Origin of the sequence: Primorskyibacter sedentarius (assembly GCF_004342065.1) — a bacterium.
In the GTDB taxonomy this organism is placed as follows: Bacteria; Pseudomonadota; Alphaproteobacteria; order Rhodobacterales; family Rhodobacteraceae; genus Primorskyibacter; species Primorskyibacter sedentarius.
In genome coordinates, this window is the sequence record NZ_SLZU01000003.1 from 23,863 (window position 1) to 42,070 (window position 18,208).

16 protein-coding genes and 1 tRNA gene are annotated in these 18,208 nt (G+C 61.3%); 13 read left to right on the forward strand and 4 right to left on the reverse strand.

Going from position 1 to position 18,208, the window contains the following annotated elements:
* Positions 1-60: 60 nt before the first annotated feature.
* The 4 genes from EDD52_RS06375 to tldD form a co-directional block, all read right to left on the reverse strand.
* Positions 61-618, reverse strand: a complete 558-nt coding sequence (locus EDD52_RS06375; protein ID WP_132243041.1) for a L,D-transpeptidase — start codon at positions 616-618, stop codon at positions 61-63.
* A gap of 161 nt (positions 619-779) precedes the next feature.
* Entirely contained in the window at positions 780-3,476 is a 2,697-nt protein-coding gene (gene topA, locus EDD52_RS06380; protein WP_132243043.1) for a type I DNA topoisomerase, read from the reverse strand.
* Positions 3,477-3,634: 158 nt separating this feature from the next.
* On the reverse strand, positions 3,635-4,825 hold the full coding sequence (dprA, locus tag EDD52_RS06385; RefSeq protein WP_132243045.1) for a DNA-processing protein DprA: 1,191 nt from the start codon (positions 4,823-4,825) through the stop codon (positions 3,635-3,637).
* A gap of 218 nt (positions 4,826-5,043) precedes the next feature.
* Positions 5,044-6,465: a metalloprotease TldD gene (gene tldD / locus EDD52_RS06390; RefSeq protein ID WP_132243047.1), complete on the reverse strand. Its 1,422-nt coding sequence runs from the start codon at positions 6,463-6,465 to the stop codon at positions 5,044-5,046.
* A 180-nt stretch (positions 6,466-6,645) separates the two neighbouring features.
* On the opposite strand from tldD, the gene coxB reads away from it, so the two are divergent.
* The 13 genes from coxB to EDD52_RS06450 all read left to right on the forward strand — a co-directional run bounded on the left by coxB (position 6,646) and on the right by EDD52_RS06450 (position 18,052).
* On the forward strand, positions 6,646-7,530 hold the full coding sequence (gene coxB / locus EDD52_RS06395) for a cytochrome c oxidase subunit II (protein WP_132243049.1): 885 nt from the start codon (positions 6,646-6,648) through the stop codon (positions 7,528-7,530).
* Between the two features lie 81 nt (positions 7,531-7,611).
* Positions 7,612-8,553 carry a heme o synthase gene (gene cyoE, locus EDD52_RS06400; protein WP_132243051.1) on the forward strand — a complete coding sequence of 314 codons (942 nt, stop codon included), beginning with the start codon at positions 7,612-7,614 and terminating at the stop codon, positions 8,551-8,553.
* The gene (locus EDD52_RS23600; RefSeq protein ID WP_165907470.1) at positions 8,550-8,711 is read left to right on the forward strand and encodes a hypothetical protein; all 162 of its coding nucleotides are present in this window, start codon (positions 8,550-8,552) and stop codon (positions 8,709-8,711) included. Before cyoE ends, EDD52_RS23600 begins: the two co-directional genes overlap by 4 nt.
* Complete coding sequence (locus EDD52_RS06405) at positions 8,711-9,295, forward strand: cytochrome c oxidase assembly protein (protein WP_132243053.1); 585 nt, start codon at positions 8,711-8,713, stop codon at positions 9,293-9,295. The genes EDD52_RS23600 and EDD52_RS06405 overlap by 1 nt, the downstream gene beginning before the upstream one ends.
* A 22-nt stretch (positions 9,296-9,317) precedes the next feature.
* The gene (locus EDD52_RS06410; RefSeq protein ID WP_132243055.1) at positions 9,318-10,118 is read left to right on the forward strand and encodes a cytochrome c oxidase subunit 3; all 801 of its coding nucleotides are present in this window, start codon (positions 9,318-9,320) and stop codon (positions 10,116-10,118) included.
* A gap of 98 nt (positions 10,119-10,216) precedes the next feature.
* Entirely contained in the window at positions 10,217-10,894 is a 678-nt protein-coding gene (locus EDD52_RS06415; protein ID WP_132243056.1) for an SURF1 family protein, read from the forward strand.
* Positions 10,895-10,898: 4 nt separating this feature from the next.
* Positions 10,899-12,287 carry a threonine synthase gene (gene thrC, locus EDD52_RS06420; protein WP_132243057.1) on the forward strand — a complete coding sequence of 463 codons (1,389 nt, stop codon included), beginning with the start codon at positions 10,899-10,901 and terminating at the stop codon, positions 12,285-12,287.
* Positions 12,284-13,546 carry a M16 family metallopeptidase gene (locus EDD52_RS06425; RefSeq protein ID WP_132243058.1) on the forward strand — a complete coding sequence of 421 codons (1,263 nt, stop codon included), beginning with the start codon at positions 12,284-12,286 and terminating at the stop codon, positions 13,544-13,546. The genes thrC and EDD52_RS06425 overlap by 4 nt, the downstream gene beginning before the upstream one ends.
* Positions 13,546-14,130 (forward strand): GNAT family N-acetyltransferase, encoded by a 585-nt coding sequence (locus EDD52_RS06430; protein ID WP_132243060.1) that lies wholly within the window; start codon positions 13,546-13,548, stop codon positions 14,128-14,130. Before EDD52_RS06425 ends, EDD52_RS06430 begins: the two co-directional genes overlap by 1 nt.
* An 89-nt stretch (positions 14,131-14,219) precedes the next feature.
* Positions 14,220-15,056: an MBL fold metallo-hydrolase gene (locus EDD52_RS06435; protein WP_132243062.1), complete on the forward strand. Its 837-nt coding sequence runs from the start codon at positions 14,220-14,222 to the stop codon at positions 15,054-15,056.
* Between the two features lie 64 nt (positions 15,057-15,120).
* The gene (locus EDD52_RS06440; protein WP_132243064.1) at positions 15,121-16,536 is read left to right on the forward strand and encodes an FAD-binding oxidoreductase; all 1,416 of its coding nucleotides are present in this window, start codon (positions 15,121-15,123) and stop codon (positions 16,534-16,536) included.
* Between the two features lie 282 nt (positions 16,537-16,818).
* Positions 16,819-17,679, forward strand: coding sequence for a sulfotransferase family 2 domain-containing protein (locus tag EDD52_RS06445; RefSeq protein WP_132243066.1), 861 nt, complete (start codon positions 16,819-16,821; stop codon positions 17,677-17,679).
* Positions 17,680-17,975: 296 nt separating this feature from the next.
* Positions 17,976-18,052: transfer RNA gene (locus EDD52_RS06450), tRNA-Met, on the forward strand.
* Positions 18,053-18,208: the final 156 nt, after the last annotated feature.

Here is an 18,208-nt window from a genome sequence, read left to right on the forward strand (position 1 = left end):
AAGGGGCAGAGAGTCAACGCAGGCCGGACTGTGCGGCATCAGATTTCAGGCTGGCACCTATCAGATAAGCCGAACCTGCGTTCCAACCGGCGTGATCCCGAAAAGCTCTTCGATCTTGGAGTTGTAAAGGCCGATGCAGCCATCCGACGACCGCCGCCCGATCTTGCGCGTGTCATGCGTGCCGTGGATCAGGTAGGCAGGCCATGCAAGGTACATCGCATGCGAGCCGAGCGGGTTTTCCGGCGCGCCGCCCGGGACGGGTTTCCAATCGGGGAACCGTTCCATCTGCGAGGCGGTGGGCGTCCAGGAGGGCCCCACTTTCTTGCGCACGATCTCGGTATAGCCGCGCTTGGTCAGCTCGTCGGTCTTGGGCACCGAGGTCGGATAGATGCGATAGTCGCTGCCATCCGCGTTCCAGTAATGAAGCGCGCGCGAGCCGGTATCGCAGACGATCGCGCCCACGCCCAAGGTTTCAAAGTGATCGCGCCAGTCCTGTCCCATGAAGCTGGAGACATTGGACCGCACGACCTGGCCTTGCGCACGCAGAATCGCGGGTGTGAACAAGGTCACGGCAGCGCCAGAAAGAAGCGCCCGGCGGGTGATACGGTTAGATCGCATTGTCAGGACTCGTTTACTGCTCGTTTCCTACCAGTATCTGGCCCCGAAACGCTCAAAAGGCCAGTCACATGTTGTTGAAACGAGATGTGTCGGCGCGTCCCGCCCTGCTTTGGCGGAACGCTCAGCGCGAACCAGTGCTGCGACCTGCGGGCGGTAAGGTCTTATTCCGTCGCGGGTTTCTTGGCTGCAGTCTTCTTGGTCGTGGTCTTTTTCGCCGTCGTTTTCTTGGCGGCAGGCTTTTTCGCTGCCGTCTTTTTAGCGGCGGGTTTCTTCTTGCCCTTCGCTTTTTCGGCAATTAGCGCCAGCGCGGTTTCCATCGTCAACTGCTCGGGCTCCGTGCCCTTGGGCAGGGTCGCGTTGACCTTTTCCCATTTCACATAAGGACCATAGCGCCCTTCCATGACCGAGATCTTGCCACCGTCGGGATGATCCCCCATCTCACGAAGCGCCTTTGCCGCCGTGCCCCTGCGCCCGGGGTTGGCGCGCTTTTCGGCCAGCAACTCCACCGCGCGGTTCATGCCGATCTCGAACACATCCGCCGGGTCCTTGAGATTTGCATAGACCGGCTTGGGTTCGTCCGGCAACTGATGCTGCAAGTAGGGGCCGAAACGGCCGAAATTGGACCGGATCTCACCCCCATCGGGATGCATGCCGATCGTGCGCGGCAAGGACAGCAGGGTCACCGCCTTTTCCAGCGTCATCTCGTCCTTGTTCCACCCGCGCGGCAAAGAGGAGCGTTTGGGCTTCTTGTTTTCCGGCGTCGCCTCGCCGCGCTGGACATAGGGGCCGAAGCGGCCGGCTTTCAGCCAGATCTCGTCGCCCTCGTCCTCACCCAGCAAGCGCTCTTCACCATCTGCCCCCTCGCCCGCGATGGGGCGGGTATAGGTGCATTCGGGATAGTTACCACATCCGACAAAACCGCCGGTACGCGATGTCTTGAGATGCAGCTTGCCCTGCCCGCATTTCGGACAGATGCGCGGATCCGACCCGTCCTCGCGCGGCGGATAGAGCTGCGGCGCAAGCGCGTCGTCCAACACGTCCAGCACTTCGGCAATCCGCAGTTCGGACGTCTCGGCAATCGCTGCAGAGAAATCACGCCAGAACCGGGCCAGCAGTTCCTTGTAGTCCTTCTGACCCGCGCTCACGTCATCCAGCTCGTCCTCCAGTGCCGCGGTGAAGTCATACTCCACGTATCGCTTGAAGAAATTCAGCAGGAAGATCGTCACGATCCGGCCTTTATCCTCTGGAATCAGGCGGTTCTGCTCTTTACGGACATATTCGCGTTCCTGGATCGTCGTCACGATGCTGGCATAGGTCGAGGGGCGGCCGATGCCCAGCTCTTCCATTTTCTTGACCAGCGTTGCCTCGGTATAGCGCGGCGGCGGCTGGGTGTGGGATTGCAAGGCCAGCACGGCCCCGTTATCAGACAGAACGGCAGAGCCGCTTTTCAACATGCCTTTGGAGGTATCGACGACGCTGTCATCGCCCTTGTCATACTGCGCCCGAAGCGAGGTCGAGCTGCCGAATTTGGCAGGCTCGCCCTGATGAACCTGCGGCAGGCGCTTGTCATCATCGTCGCCCGCCACATCATCGCGGCCTTCTTCGTAGACGCGCAGAAAACCGTCGAAGAGCACCACCTGACCAGTCGCGCGCAGCTCAACCTGACCGTCCTGGCTGGCGGCAATCACCGTCGTCCGCTCCATCCGGGCGCTCGCCATCTGGCAAGCCAGCGTGCGTTTCCAGATCAGGTCATACAGCTTGCGTTGATCGGATTCGGTCAGTTTCAGCGCCGCCGCGTCCTTGGTCATTTCGGTAGGCCGGATGCATTCATGCGCTTCTTGGGCGTTCTTGGCCTTGTTCTTGTAAACGCGGGGGCTGTCGGGCACGTAATCGGCGCCGTAGCGTTCCTTGATCGCGTCGCGCGCGGCGGTCACGGCCTCTGGCGCCATGTCGATGCCATCTGTCCGCATATAGGTGATGTGGCCTGCCTCATACAGGCGCTGCGCAGCGTTCATGCATTGCCGGGCGCCCATCCCGAACTTGCGGCTCGCCTCTTGCTGGAGGGTCGAGGTCATGAACGGCGCCGACGGGTTGCGGCTGGCAGGCTTGGCCTCGACCGAGGCGACAGACAGGTCGCGGCTGGTGACCGCCTGAACCGCCAGCTCGGCCTGCGTTTCGTTCTCGATATCGTAACGGTCGAGCTTCTTGCCCGCGAGGGTGGTCAGGCGCGCCTCGTATTCCTGGCCGCGCGGCGTCGTCAGCAACGCCTTGACGGACCAGTATTCGCGCGGACGGAACGCCTCGATCTCCATCTCACGTTCAACGATAAGTCTGAGGCAGACCGATTGCACCCGCCCGGCAGAGCGCGCGCCGGGCAGCTTGCGCCACAAGACCGGCGACAGGTTGAAGCCCACCAGATAATCCAGCGCGCGGCGGGCCAGATAGGCCTCGACCAGCGGCGCGTCGACTTCGCGGGGGTTCTTCATCGCTTCGGTGACGGCGGCCTTGGTGATGGCGTTGAACACCACCCGGCTGACGGGTGTGTCTTTTTTCACCGCCCGCCGCTTGCGCAGCGTCTCTTCAAGATGCCAGCTGATCGCTTCGCCTTCGCGGTCGGGGTCGGTCGCGAGGATCAGTGCATTATCGTTTTTGAGCGCATCGGCGATTGCCTTGACATGCTTGCGACTGTCGGCGCCGACCTCCCAGGTCATCTCGAAATCATGTTCTGTATCGACCGATCCGTTCTTGGCCGGCAGGTCGCGGACGTGGCCGTAAGAGGCGAGAACCGTGTAGTCGTCCCCCAAATACTTGTTGATTGTCTTGGCCTTGGCCGGGGATTCGACGACAACGACGGGCATGTTACGGGCGACCTCACTGCATGGCTTCGGGTGGCGTATGGCGGCGCTACATGGGCGTTGCAAGAGAGAAAAGTCAATGCGGCGCTCTGCGCGCTTCCTTGCCGACCCGGTTCAGCCGATCCACCAATAGGCGAATTGCCCACCCGTCGCTCGCCTTGTCAGCCGCGTGAGAGCAACCCGCCGGGCTGGCGTGTGACCTTGCCATCAAGCTCCAGGTCAATGAGCACAGGTGCCACGGTTTGGGCCGGTGCGCCAAGGTCGCGGATCAGTTGATCCTCGGCCACGGGGGACGGGCCCAGCCTGTCCAGAATCATCCGGTGGAGTGCTGCGACCTGCCGCAGGTTGTGGCGGGGTTCGGGTGGTTTTTCCTTCGGCGGCCTGGCGCTCCGCCTTGCCACCGGGGCTGTGGGCGGCGCCTCCAGATCAAGCTCGACCTGTTCTGGCTCTGCCGTGATCTGAGGAAGCTGCTCCACGATATCCTCGGCGGACCGGACCAGTGTCGCGCCATCGCGGATCAGCATGTTGCATCCGCCGGCCCGCGCATCAAAGGGATGTCCGGGCACTGCCAGAACCTCGCGCCCCTGATCCAAAGCACAGCGCGCCGTGATGAGCGACCCGGACCGCGCCGCCGCCTCGACAACGACAACTGCCTGCGCAAGGCCAGAGATGATGCGGTTGCGGGCCGGGAAATGCCGTGCCTGCGGTTGCAGGCCCATCGGCATCTCCGACAGGCGCAAGCCGCCATTGGCGACGATATCCTCGGCCAGACGGCTGTTTTCGGCAGGATACATCACATCGACGCCCCCACCCAGCACCGCGACGGTTCCGCCCTGAAGGCTTGCAAGATGCGCCACGGTATCCACGCCCCGCGCAAGTCCGGATACCACGACATAGCCCAGATCCGACAGGTCACCCGCCAGCTTGCGCGCCATACGCGCCCCCAGCGAGGAAGCATTGCGCGCGCCAACGAGCGCCAGCATCGGCCGCGACAGGATAGAGGTGTCGCCAATCGCCCAAAGCACAGGGGGCGCATCGGCCAGATCGGCGATTGCCGCAGGATACTCCTGCTCTCCCCAGCAAACCAGCCGCGCACCGGCAGCCTTGCCTGCCCTGTATTCGGCGTGAACAACGGCTTCGGGGCAGATCGTGTAATTCTCAACACCTGCAGCAGCGGCAATCTGCGGCAGCGCGTCCAGCGCCGCGCGGACAGAGCCGTGTTCCTGCAAGAGCCGGTGAAACGTGGTCGCACCAACCCGGCGCGACCGCAAGAGACGGAGACATGCCAACCGGTCATCTTCCGTGGTGGTTGGGAGTTGGGGGTGAGTGGAAGGTGCTGCCTTGGTCATCATGTCCCCGTCCGCTTGCTGAATTGGACGGTAAGCCTTGGCTGGTTAATGCTTGATGAATGATCGCGAAAGCTTGCGCAAAACCGCAGGTGCGACACGTAAGATACTGTAACAAAACACTTAAAATGATGGGGCGCACGTGGGTTTCAGTGCGCCCCATCGGCAGAATCGATCAGCTCGATCAAATTGTCCGAATCAACCTGGCCGGGGTTGCGCCTGGATCAGGTCGCAGCCCCACCCACGGTCAACCCGCCGATCATCACGGTTGGCTGGCCAACGCCCACCGGCACCCATTGGCCCTGTTTGCCGCAGTTGCCCATGCCCGGATCAAGCGCCATGTCGTTGCCTAGCGCCCGGATGTTCTTCAGCGCTGTGGCGCCATCGCCGATCAGCGTCGCCCCCTTTACCGGCGCCCCGACCTTGCCGTTTTTCACACGGTAAGCCTCAGTGCAGGAGAAGACGAACTTGCCGTTAGTGATGTCCACCTGCCCGCCGCCAAAACCGACGGCCCAGATGCCATCCTTCAGATCTCCGACAATGCTCGCCGGATCGGCCTTGCCGCCCAGCATGTAGGTATTCGTCATCCTTGGCATCGGCGCATGGGCATAGCTTTCACGGCGCCCGTTGCCCGTTGGCGCCACACCCATCAACCGGGCGTTCTGGCGGTCCTGCATATAGCCGACGAGGATGCCGTCCTCGATCAGGACATTCTTGCCCGACGGCGTGCCCTCGTCATCGACGCTGATCGATCCGCGCCGATCAGGGATCGTGCCGTCATCCAGCACCGTCACACCTTCAGAGGCGATCCGTTGCCCCATCAGCCCGGCAAAGGCAGAGCTTCCCTTGCGGTTGAAATCACCCTCCAGCCCGTGGCCGATCGCCTCGTGCAACAGGATGCCGGGCCATCCCGGTCCCAGCACGATGTCCATGATGCCTGCGGGCGCGGGTTCTGCCGAAAGGTTGACGGTGGCGATGCGGAGGGCCTCGCGCGCCTTCTGCTTCCAATCCTCGGGGTCGAGCAGCCCGTCGAGCCCGTAGCGGCCGCCCCCTCCTGCCGTGCCTGCCTCGCGACGGCCCGATTCCTCGACGATGACCGAAACGTTCAGCCGCGTCATTGGCCGGGTATCGGACACCATCACGCCATCCGCGCGCAGAATCGTGACCTCCTGAAGCGAGGCCGCGACAGACGCGGTGACCTGCACGACCCGAGGATCAAGCTCTCGGGCAAAGGCATCGATCTCGCGCAATGTGTCCAGCTTCACCGGAAAGGTGGCGCCGGTGATCGGGTCGGCATCGGTGTAGAGCCTGCGATTGGTCGGCATTGGCGGATCGGCCAGCGTGCCGCCACCCTCCCCAACGGCCAGCCGCGCAGTTTCAGACGCACGCGCAATGGCAGATTCGGAAATCTCTGTTGAATGGGCATATCCGGCCACTTCCCCCTTCACGGCGCGCAGGCCGAACCCTTCAGAGGCATCGTAGCTTGCTGTCTTGACGCGGCCGTCATCGAACATCAACATCTCGGACCTGTGGCGTTCAAGAAAAAGTTCGCCATCCTCGGCGCCATCCAGCGCCGCACGTAGCTGCGTAAGGGTGCGCCCTTGATCCAGAAGGGTTTCAAAGGGGCGAAACGGGGTGTCGGGCATGGAAACCTCCGGCAAAACTTGATCTAAATCAAAGAAAGCGTCTGTTTGCCGCAAGCAACTTTCTTTATCTGTCCCGAAGAATATGGTTTTAAGCAGCGACAACACAATGGGGTCCGCCAGACAGAGATGTCCTCGGCGCCGCCTCGCCCGACAAAGACACGCAACCGATCAGGGTGACACATGCGACTGAAATCCACGCTGACTGGCCTCTTGGCGGCCTTTTCCGCACTTCCTGCCGCCGCTCAAGACGGTCTGGAAATCATAGGGCGCCCGACCGCCGGCAAGACAGGCTTTCAGCCTGCGGCGACCGAACTGGCCCGCGACCTGCAATGGCTGGATGGAATGATTCTGGTGATCATCACCGCAATCGTGCTGTTCGTGACCGGCCTGCTGATCTGGGTGATGATCCGCTACAACAGCAAATCGAACCCGACACCGGCAAAGTTCACCCACAACTCTCCGCTGGAGATTGCGTGGACGATCGTGCCCATCGTTATTCTGGTATTCATCGGCGCGTTCTCGCTGCCGGTGCTGTTCAAGCAGCAGGAAATCCCCGAAGGCGACATCACCATCAAGGTGACCGGCTACCAGTGGTACTGGGGCTACGAATATGTCGACCACGAATTCGCCTTTGACAGCTACATGATCGGCCAGCCGGCCACGGGCGGCAACTATGTCAAGTCGCCCGAAGTCATCGCGGCACTGGAAGAGGCAGGCTATTCCGAAGACGAATTCCTGCTGGCCACCGACACTGCGGTTGTGGTCCCTGTTGGCAAAACCGTTGTCATGCAGGTCACTGGCGGCGACGTGATCCACTCCTGGACCATCCCGGCCTTCGGCGTGAAGCAGGACGCAGTTCCCGGCCGTCTGGCAGAGCTTTGGTTCAAGGCTGAAAAGGAAGGCGTCTACTTTGGCCAGTGTTCCGAGCTGTGCGGCAAGGACCACGCCTATATGCCGATCACCGTGAAGGTCGTCAGCGAAGAAGCCTATGAACAGTGGCTGCAAGGCGCGATCGAGGAATATGCGGGCAAGCCGCTTTCCTTCGACGTGGCAGCCGCCAACTGATCCTGACGGGCGGCGGGTCTACCGCCGCCCCAAGCCGACCCTGCCCAGCGGAGGGGCCTCCCCGCCGCACCGGAGACAAAGATGACCGACACCAGCATCAACACCAACGCATATGAAGACGAGGCGCAGTTCGGCGATTACTTCGCCCTTCTGAAGCCCCGGGTGATGTCGCTGGTCGTCTTCACGGCCTTCGTGGGCGTCCTGGCGGCCCCGGTCGCCGTGCATCCGTTCATTGCCTTTGCCTCAATCCTGTTCATCGCCATTGGTGGCGGCGCGTCCGGCGCCCTGAACATGTGGTGGGATGCAGATATCGACGCGGTGATGAAGCGCACGCGCAACCGCCCGATCCCTTCGGGCCGGGTTGCGCCGGATGACGCGCTGGCCATCGGGCTTGCGCTGTCTGTCTTTGCCGTCGTCTTTCTGGGCCTCGCAGCCAACTGGGTTGCGGCCGGACTGCTGGCCTTCACCATCTTCTTTTACGTCGTCATCTATTCCATGTGGCTCAAACGCTGGACCCCGCAGAACATCGTGATCGGCGGCGCGGCCGGTGCGTTCCCTCCGATGATCGGCTGGGCTGTCGCAACCGGTGGAGTCAGCATCGAATCGGTCCTGATGTTCGCCCTGATCTTCATGTGGACTCCGCCGCATTTCTGGGCGCTGGCCCTGTTCATGCGGTCGGATTACGATGATGCGGGCGTGCCGATGCTGACCGTCACCCACGGCCGTCGCGCCACCCGCAACCACATTCTGGCGTACACCGTCCTTCTGGCAGCGCTCGCAATCGGCACGTCTTTCACGTCAGTCGGTGGCCCTGTTTATCTGGCCGTTGCACTGGTGCTGAACGCGCTCTTCCTCAAAGGGGCGGTCGACATCTGGCGCCGGGACGAAGAACTGAGCGAAGCCGACAACTTCGCCGCAGAACGCAAGTTCTTCAAACTGTCGCTGCTGTATCTTTTCGCGCATTTCGTCGCCATTCTGGTAGAGGCCGGGCTGACCCGCTTTGGCCTTGGAGGATGGGCATGAGCTTTGGGCAACAGCACGAGATCCACAAGCGCCGCTTTGGCCGGAATCTGGGCGTTGGTCTGGTTCTGGCTGCACTGATCGCCATTGTCTTCGGCTTGACGGTCGTCAAGGTGACACGCGGCGATTATGAGCCCGCACGGGCCGAGGTGCAGAACTGATGGCTATGAACGGCAAGAACAAAACCGCCCTGCAGCTGGTCGGCGTTGTCGTGACAATGGGCGCGCTGGCCTGGGCTTCGGTGCCGTTTTACGACTGGTTCTGCCGCGTGACGGGCTTTGGCGGCGCAACCAACGTGGCCACTGGCGCGGATGCAGAAATCCTCGACCGCACGATCAAGATCCGGTTTGACGCCAGCACCGACCGTGACATGCCTTGGGAATTCAAACCGATGCAGCGCGAAATGACGCTCCGCATCGGTGAAGAGGGTCTTGCCTTCTACGAAGCCTATAACCCCACCGACAAACCCGTCGCCGGGCAGGCCAGCTACAACGTCGCCCCCTACTCCGCCGGTGGCTTCTTCTACAAAATCGAGTGTTTCTGCTTTACCGAGCAGGTGTTGCAACCGGGGGAGCGCGTCGAGATGCCTGTCACCTTCTTCGTCGATCCCGAGATTGTCGATGACCGCGACGCGAAACATACCAACCACATCACTCTTTCCTACACGTTCCACCAGATCGACCTGCCCGAACAGGCCCAGGCCGCTCTGGAAAACGGTCCCGCCAACGATAAAAACGTAAACTGAGCCAAGCCACGAGGGAAACGCAATGGCCCATGTCAAAAACCACGACTACCACATCCTGAGCCCCTCGATCTGGCCCCTTCTTGGGGCAGTCGCAGGGTTTATCATGCTGTTTGGGGCAGTGCTGTTGTTCCACGACAGCGGACCCTGGATCTTTCTGATCGGGTTGGTCGGCGTCCTGTATGTCATGTTCGGGTGGTGGTCTGATACCATCACCGAGAACGAGGTTGGCGACCACACGCCGGTCGTGGCAATCGGCCTGCGCTACGGCTTTATCTTCTTCATCACCTCCGAGGTGATGTTCTTCTTCGCGTGGTTCTGGTCCTTCTTCAAACACGCCATGTACCCGATGGGCCCGCTCAGCCCTGCCGTCGACGGTGTCTGGCCACCCGCAGGGATCGAGACATTCGACCCATGGCACCTGCCTCTGATCAACACGCTGATCCTGCTCTGCTCTGGTGCGGCTGCGACATGGGCACACCACGCTTTGGTCCATGAAAACAACCGCCAGGACATGAAATGGGGCCTGATCATCGCGATTGTTCTGGGCGTCCTCTTCACCGTGTTCCAGGCCTACGAATACAGCCACGCTGCGTTCGGCTTCTCGGGCAACATCTATGGTGCGAACTTCTTCATGGCGACGGGCTTTCACGGCGCGCATGTGATCATCGGAACGATCTTCCTGTTCATCTGCCTGATCCGTATGCTCAAGGGGCATTTCACCCCTGAAAACCACCTCGGTTTCGAGATGGCCGCCTGGTATTGGCACTTCGTTGACGTCGTGTGGCTGTTCCTGTTTGCCGCCGTCTATATCTGGGGTGGCTGATTGCCTCGCCGATTGCGGTTGAAATCACCTGCCGCACGGGAATAAACCAAGGCGCGCCTCTTCGGGCGCGCCTTTTGCTTTCGGACGGATCCCCTTTCGTGAAACGCCTCTTCCTGACCCTGATCTTCGCCGCGGCAGGTGCCGCGCTGCTGGTGTCGCTGGGGCTCTGGCAGTTGCAGCGGCTGGAGTGGAAGCGCGATATTCTGGAGCGGATCGAAACCACGATCGCCGGCCCCGCAGCCCCCCTGCCCGCCACGCCGGATCCGGAGACGCAAAAATATCAACCGGTGGACCTGCAGGGCACCATCGGCGAGGGCGAGCTTCACGTGCTCGTGTCGGTCAAACGCGTGGGCGCGGGCTATCGCATCATTGCCCCGTTCACGACTGAGGACGGGCGCACCATCCTCCTTGACCGCGGCTTCGTCGCGACAGAAGACATGGCGGCGAACCGCCAGACTGGCGCGGCGCATGTCACCGGCAACCTGCATTGGCCGGATGACCGCAACGGCTCCACCCCGGACAATGATGTCGAGGGCAACATCTGGTTCGCGCGCGACATAGAGCAGATGGCCCGCGTGCTGGGCACGGAGCCCGTGCTTGTCATCGTCCGTGCCGAAGACCCCACACCGCCCGGCGTGACGCCATTGCCCGTCGACACATCCGGGATACCCAACGATCACTTGCAATATGCCATAACGTGGTTATCGCTGGCTGCGATATGGCTCATCATGACTGCTGTCTATGTGCTGCGAATGCGCAAAGGCAAGGAAGGCTGAGAACGTGAAATACATCTCGACCCGGGGCAGCGCCCCAGCGCTGAGTTTCGAAGAGGCAATGCTGAGCGGGCTGGCCCGTGACGGCGGGCTTTACGTGCCCGAGACGATTCCGCAGATGAGCGCTGCCGATATCCGCGCCCTGAACGGCCTGCCCTATGAAGAGGTCGCCTTTCGCGTCATGCGCCCCTTTGTCGGCGATACGTTCAGCGATGAGGTCTTCGCCGATCTGATCGCCAAGGCCTATGCCGGGTTCGGGCATAACGCGCGTGCGCCGCTGGTGCAGCTTGCGCCGAATCACTTCCTGCTGGAGCTGTTCCACGGGCCGACGCTGGCCTTCAAGGATTTCGCCATGCAACTGATCGGCCAGCTGTTCGAGGACGCGCTGACCCGGCGCGGCGAGCGCGTGACCATCGTTGGCGCCACGTCGGGCGACACCGGATCGGCCGCGATCGAGGCGTTTCGCGGTCTGGACGCGGTTGATGTCTTCATCCTTTACCCGCATGGCCGTGTGTCAGAGGTGCAGCGCCGCCAGATGACCACCCCGTCCGAGGCGAACGTTCACGCGCTCGCCGTCGATGGGCATTTTGACGATTGCCAGGCCCGGCTGAAGGACATGTTCAATGACTTCGCCTTCCGCGACGAAGTGCGGCTGGCCGGGGTCAACTCGATCAACTGGGCACGAGTGCTGGCGCAGGTCGTCTACTACTTCTCCTCCGCCGTCAGCCTTGGCGCCCCGGATCGCAAGATCAGCTTTACCGTGCCAACCGGCAATTTCGGCGACATTTTCGCAGGCTACATCGCCAAGCGCATGGGTCTGCCGATTGACCGGCTGGTGGTCGCAACCAACCAGAACGACATTCTGCACCGGTGCCTGACATCGGGCGATTATCGCACCTCCGAGGTTCACCCCTCGATCAGCCCGTCGATGGATATTCAGGTCTCGTCCAACTTCGAACGCGCGCTGTTTGATGCCTACGGGCGCGATGGCAAGGCCGTGGCACAGCTGATGGACGAGCTCAAAGCCGGCGGGTTCAGCGTATCGCAAGGCGCGCGCGAGGCGCTGAACGAGCATTTCGATTCAGATCGTGTGTCCGAAGACGAAACCCTAGCCATGATCAAAACCGCGCACGACACGATGGGAGAGCTGCTTTGCCCCCATTCCGCCGTTGGCGTGAAGGTGGCCGAGGCGCATCGCGACGCATCGACCCCGATGATCACGCTTGCCACAGCACATCCGGCAAAATTCCCCGATGCGGTGGAAAAGGCCAGCGGCCTTCGTCCGGGGCTTCCCGAACGGATGGCGGACCTGTATGACCGGCCGGAACGCGTGACCCGGGTCGGAAATGACCTTGGCGCCCTTGAAACACTGATCCGCGAAAGACTTGCCAATTGACCGTCAGAACCGCCACGCTGCCCAACGGGTTTCGAATTGTCACCGAAAAGATGCCCGGCCTGCAATCTGCCTCTATCGGCATATGGGTGACGGCGGGCGGTCGGCATGAACGCCCCGAGCAGAACGGCATCGCGCATTTCTTGGAACATATGGCCTTCAAGGGGACCAAGACGCGCAGCGCGCTGAAGATCGCCGAAGAGATCGAGGATGTGGGCGGATATATCAACGCCTATACCAGCCGAGAGGTGACGGCCTATTATGCCCGCGTGCTGGAGGCCGATGTGCCGCTGGCGATGGATGTGATCTCTGACATCCTGCTTAACCCCGTCTTCGACGCGAATGAGATCGAGATCGAGCGCGGCGTGATCTTGCAGGAGATCGGCCAATCGCATGACACGCCTGATGACGTGATCTTTGACTGGCTGCAGGAACGCGCCTATCCCGATCAGCCCATGGGGCGCACCATTCTGGGCGAGGTGGACCGTGTCAGCGGGTTTAGCCGTGACGATCTGGCGGGTTTCGTTGACGAACATTATGGCCCGGATCAGATGATCCTGTCGGCGGCAGGTGCCGTGGATCACGATGCCATCGTCGCCATGGCCGAGGACCTGTTCGGCGACCTGAAACCACGCAACGCCGCAGCAGCGATGCCCGCACGCTTTGCCGGTGGCGACTACCGCCGGAACAAGGACCTTGAACAGGCCCATTTCGCGCTTGCCTTTGAAAGCCCCGGTTACCGCGACGACAGCATCTATACCGCGCAGATCTGGTCCGTGGCGCTTGGCGGCGGCATGTCTTCGCGCCTGTTTCAGGAGATCCGCGAAAAGCGCGGGCTCTGCTACACGATCTTCGCCCAGACCGGTGCCTATGCCGATACCGGGATGACCACGATCTACGCAGGCACCAGCGGCGAGCAGTTGGGCGAGTTGATAGGGCTGACCGTGGACGAGCTGAAACGGGCTGCCGATGACATGACGCAAGCCGAGGTTGACCGCGCCCGCGCCCAGATGAAGGCCGGCATGTTGATGGGGCTTGAAAGCCCGTCCTCGCGCGCCGAACGCCATGCGCGGATGATCCAGATCTGGGGCCGCGTGCCCTCGCTGGAGGAAACCGTCGCCCGGATCGAGGCCGTGACATTGCCCGGCGTTCGCGAGTTTGCGGGTGATCTGGCAGGCCGTGCCCCCGCCGCGCTGGCGCTTTACGGGCCAATCGGCTCCGCGCCCAGCATTGATGACTTGCAGGCCCGCCGGGTGGCCTGATGCTGCTGTCGAGGCGCAAAGTCAGGATCGAGACGGAGCGGCTGACGCTGCGCCCGCCGCAGCATTCGGATTTCAACGCCTGGACATCCCTGCGCCACGACAGCGCCGGTTTTCTGGTCCCGTGGGAGCCGACCTGGTCGGACGACCATCTCAGCCGCAAGGCCTTTACCAACCGTGTCTACTGGGCCAGCCGCGCGGTATCGGGGGGCACGGCGCTGCCACTCTTCCTGATACGGCGCGAGGACAGCATGCTGCTAGGGGCGATCACGCTGGATAATATCCGGCGCGGCCCATCGCAATCGGGCACGCTGGGCTATTGGATTGGCGAACCCTTTGCGCGGCGGGGCTACATGCGCGAGGCGATCCTGGCGCTTGTGCACCACGCCTTCACCCGAATGGATATCAGCCGTCTGGAGGCGGCCTGCCTGCCCGAGAACATGGCCTCACGCGGGGTGCTGGAAGGCTGCGGTTTCAAATATGAGGGCGTTGCTCAAAGCTATCTTCAGATCAACGGACGCTGGCGCACCCATGTCCTTTATTCCGCACTTCGAATGGATCGCCGCGGCCGGACCGAGGCTGGCTGAGCTTCGCAACCCAGCCTCCGCACGGACGGGCATGAAGCGCTCTGTCATTTTCTAAAGCCGTGCTATCTTCACCCGCAGGAGGTCGCCCGATGATCCGTCTTACGCTACTATTCTTGTTGTTTTTCACGGCCGCCCAGGCACAGACAGATGCCGCGCCGGAACCCCGCAGGCCAAGCCATTGCATCGCCATTGCGGATGCCGCGCCGGGGTTGCAATATCTGCATAAGGCCTCGTGGAGCGAACCGCTGCCGGATTACACGGTGCGGATATCCTACATCTCTCACGCCTCCTTTCTGATCCAGACGCCGGGCGGGCTGAACGCCGTGACCGATTTCACCGGCTTCATCGGTCCGACTCGGATGATTCCGGATGTCGTGACCATGAACCACGCGCATGACACTCATTGGACAGCCAATCCGGACCCGGCCATTCCCACTGTCCTGCCCGGCTGGGGGCCCTTTGGCGAGGGGATCGACCACCATGTTGATCTGGGTGAAATGCTGGTCCGCAATGTCTCTACCGATATCCGGTCACAATTCGGCGGGCGCGAGGATCGCGGCAATTCCATCTTCATCTTCGAGGTCGAAGGCCTTTGTGTCGGTCATCTGGGCCACCTGCACCACGAACCAAACGATGCCCAATACGCCGCCATCGGGCGGCTGGATGTGGTCATGGCGCCGGTTGATGGTGGCTACACGCTCCCGCAATCGGTGATGATTGACATGCTGAACCGGCTGAAATCCTCTGTCGTGATCCCGATGCACTGGTTTTCCGGTGCAGCCCTTGAACGGTTCCTGACGGGGATCGAGCACGAATTCCTCGTGGATCGCCGTGCGGATAGCAGCATCGAATTGTCGCTGCGCAGCCTGCCGCCACGGCCCACCGTGGTCGTTCTGCAACCTGCATGGCTGCACGACCCGGAATAGCGCCGGACTTGTGGCCCTCCGGCTGCGTGATATGGATATGCGCGCAACACCCCGGAGGCCCAAGATGCTGAACGCTGCCGATGCCAATTTCGCCGAAAGCCTTCAGAAGGATCTGCCCCAAGACACCCTTCGTCCGGCAGAGCCGCGCTATCTTGAAGAGCCGCGCGGCACGTGGCAGGGCAATTCCGACTGGGTGGCGCTGCCCCGCAATGTCGAAGAGGTTTCCAGAATTGTGCGCGCCTGCAACGCCGCGCAGGTCGGCATCATCCCATATGGCGGAGGCACCGGGCTGGTCGGCGGGCAGGTTACTGGCTCCGGCCCCGCGCCGTTGATCGTGTCACTGGAACGCATGTCGGCGATCCGCGCCGTGCATCCACTGGAAAATGTGCTGATTGCCGAGGCCGGTGCAACCCTGGCAGAGGTTCAATCGGCCGCACAAGAGGCCGCGCGTCTCTTCCCGCTGTCACTTGCCTCTGAAGGCACGGCACGGATTGGCGGCAATCTGGCGACGAATGCGGGCGGTGTAAACGTGCTGCGCTACGGCAATGCCCGCGAGCTTTGCCTGGGATTGGAGGCGGTGCTGCCCGATGGTCAGATCTGGCATGGGCTGCGCAGATTGCGCAAGGACAACACCGGTTACGATCTGCGCAATCTTCTGATCGGCGCAGAGGGCACGCTGGGGATTATCACCGCTGCCGTGCTGAAGCTTTCCCCGATCCCGGCCGGGCGTGGCACTGCAATCATGGCCGTGCGCGACCCTGCGGCTGCCCTTTCGCTCTTGTCGCTTGCCCGCAACCAGATGGGCGAAACCGTCAGTGCTTTTGAACTTATCGACCGCACCGGCACGGATTTCCTCGCTGAAACCATGCCACAAGTGCGCCTGCCCTTCGATCCAATGCCAGAATGGATCGTTCTGACAGAGATCGGCCTGCCCCGTGGTCTGGAGCCATCAGAGGCGCTGGAAGACCTTTTCGCGGCCGCCGCCGAAGCCGAGTTGGTGACTGACGGGCTGATCGCGCAGTCAGAAGCGCAAAGAGCCGAATTCTGGACAATGCGCGAATCCATCCCGCTCGCAAACCGCCATATCGGGTCGATTGCGAGCCATGACATCTCTGTCCCGCTCGGGGCGCTTGCTGAATTCATCCGGCGTGGCAAAGACGCGATTTGCGCCGAGGGACAATTCCGCATCAATTGTTTCGGCCATGTCGGGGACGGCAATCTGCATTTCAATATCTTCCCGCCCGTGGGACGCTCCAAGAAAGAGTTTTCCAATGTGAAAGACGGGCTCACCCGGATCGTCCACGACCTGGCCCATGAACTCGGTGGCTCCGTCAGTGCCGAACATGGCATCGGACGGTTGAAGGTGGAGGATCTGTCGCGATACGGCGATCCGGCGAAACTGTCCGCGATTCGGGCAATCAAGGACGCGCTGGACCCCCACGGCATCATGAACCCCGGCGCCGTGCTTCATAGGGATTGAGAACCACAACCGCTACGTGCCCGAGTTGGCGCTCAAACACTCAATCCCCCTGCCGACTACAGGCCGATATCTATATCGCCCGGCTTGCACATGCAGGCCCCCCTGCCGATTCGACACGGCATGTTCGAGGCGCTTGATGCGCGCAAAATAGGCGAAATCAGTGCCATATCGGCCCTTTCAATCAGCAAGCGACGTAACGCTTATCTCTTTTGTTTGGCTTGTATATACGCCGATGTGGATTTATGACCTGATTAGCAGCGGTATTATTGCAGAGGATTGCTCATGTTGACGCGTTTGGGTGCGGCGCCCCTTGGCCGGAAAAAAAGGCAACTCACCGCCTCGCAATTGGGGGAGCGCCCGCTGATCTTCACCAGACACCCAATTGTCGTCTCATTCTCTCCTAAATCGGCATGTACACACGTTGTAACGTGGTATTTCCTGCATGAACGCCTGTTGCCAGCGGCCAACTACTTTCATTCCTGGCCGCACAGGTACCGGACCAAGGTTTATTACCAGTCAGCGATGTATCAGCGCCGCCGTGATACCCTGATGGAACAAGGCCCCAAAAACTGGACCCTGATCAAGGTCACGCGTGACCCTATGAAACGGCTCGTTGCGACCTTCCGCCACGCGGTACGCACACGGTTCGCTGATGAATTCGCTATGGGAAAAGGCATCAACATCCTGAAAGATGGTCTGACACTTCGGGAGTTCGGTGAGCTTTACAAGGATGTCGATCTGCGCCGTACGGCAAAGAAGGCCGACATACATGTCTGTTCACAGATCCAGCCGATCTGGAATCTGAACTTCGGCCGGATCATCACACTGAACATGGACGAAGTTCCGCTCAATGACAGTATGAACGACATCGAGCGGAGCCTTGGACTGAACGTCACGGATTTCTCTGCGCACGCAAAGTTCAGCCAAATTCGAGACAACCACTACGTGAATAACGATCAAGACCTGGGATCGGTCGACAGTTTGGAAGATGTCCGTTTCTACCGCGATGAGGTCGTGAAGCGTTTCCCCAAGACTGCGTTGCAAAACCTGCCCTTCACGAGCGAACTGGCCAAGAAGCTTTACCCGGACGACTTCGCCCCTGTGCGCACGAGCGACACGAAGGGCGAGTTGTTCCAGGGCTGACAGTCCGAGGATATAGACGGCCCTTGACCCGAACGGGCGGTTCAGTGATACGTTAGGACCGATGTCAGATGCCGGTTCACACGGTGCCGTTTTGCTCGCAAGAATCTGACAAACACATGGCCAGGCGCGCAAGGACTGTCGCGCCGACCCGGATGCGGCGCGCTGTTCCGGCGCCGACCCTTTGCCCGTTTTCCTTTGCCGACATTCGCTTGAACCGACAGTCTGAAAATCCTGCCCAAAACTGCCAAAATTGCGCTTGACCCGCGTCCGAGGCTGCACTACTCAGCCTCCACCGTGGCGGAGTAGCTCAGCTGGTTAGAGCAGCGGAATCATAATCCGCGTGTCGGGGGTTCAAGTCCCTCCTCCGCTACCAAAATTTTCCCATGATCTTCGGAAACCGCTTCGGCTACGGCTGGTGGCGAAACTGTTCGGTCGTTTCGGTATTGCGCCGGAGTGGCGACGATTTGTCCGCGAACGAAACCCGGTCGACTCAGGTGAAAAAGAAATCTTAACTGAGGCAACGTATCGC

Excerpts from the sequence above, each read along its gene's own strand:
- EDD52_RS06440 (WP_132243064.1), top strand. The coding sequence starts at position 15,121 with ATGCTGAACGCTGCCGATGCCAATTTCGCCGAAAGCCTTCAGAAGGAT.
- EDD52_RS06430 (WP_132243060.1), top strand. The coding sequence starts at position 13,546 with ATGCTGCTGTCGAGGCGCAAAGTCAGGATCGAGACGGAGCGGCTGACG.
- coxB (WP_132243049.1), top strand. The coding sequence starts at position 6,646 with ATGCGACTGAAATCCACGCTGACTGGCCTCTTGGCGGCCTTTTCCGCA.
- cyoE (WP_132243051.1), top strand. The coding sequence starts at position 7,612 with ATGACCGACACCAGCATCAACACCAACGCATATGAAGACGAGGCGCAG.
- tldD (WP_132243047.1), bottom strand. The coding sequence starts at position 6,465 with ATGCCCGACACCCCGTTTCGCCCCTTTGAAACCCTTCTGGATCAAGGG.
- EDD52_RS06410 (WP_132243055.1), top strand. The coding sequence starts at position 9,318 with ATGGCCCATGTCAAAAACCACGACTACCACATCCTGAGCCCCTCGATC.
- EDD52_RS06445 (WP_132243066.1), top strand. The coding sequence starts at position 16,819 with ATGTTGACGCGTTTGGGTGCGGCGCCCCTTGGCCGGAAAAAAAGGCAA.
- EDD52_RS23600 (WP_165907470.1), top strand. The coding sequence starts at position 8,550 with ATGAGCTTTGGGCAACAGCACGAGATCCACAAGCGCCGCTTTGGCCGG.
- EDD52_RS06405 (WP_132243053.1), top strand. The coding sequence starts at position 8,711 with ATGGCTATGAACGGCAAGAACAAAACCGCCCTGCAGCTGGTCGGCGTT.
- EDD52_RS06435 (WP_132243062.1), top strand. The coding sequence starts at position 14,220 with ATGATCCGTCTTACGCTACTATTCTTGTTGTTTTTCACGGCCGCCCAG.
- topA (WP_132243043.1), bottom strand. The coding sequence starts at position 3,476 with ATGCCCGTCGTTGTCGTCGAATCCCCGGCCAAGGCCAAGACAATCAAC.
- dprA (WP_132243045.1), bottom strand. The coding sequence starts at position 4,825 with ATGATGACCAAGGCAGCACCTTCCACTCACCCCCAACTCCCAACCACC.
- EDD52_RS06375 (WP_132243041.1), bottom strand. The coding sequence starts at position 618 with ATGCGATCTAACCGTATCACCCGCCGGGCGCTTCTTTCTGGCGCTGCC.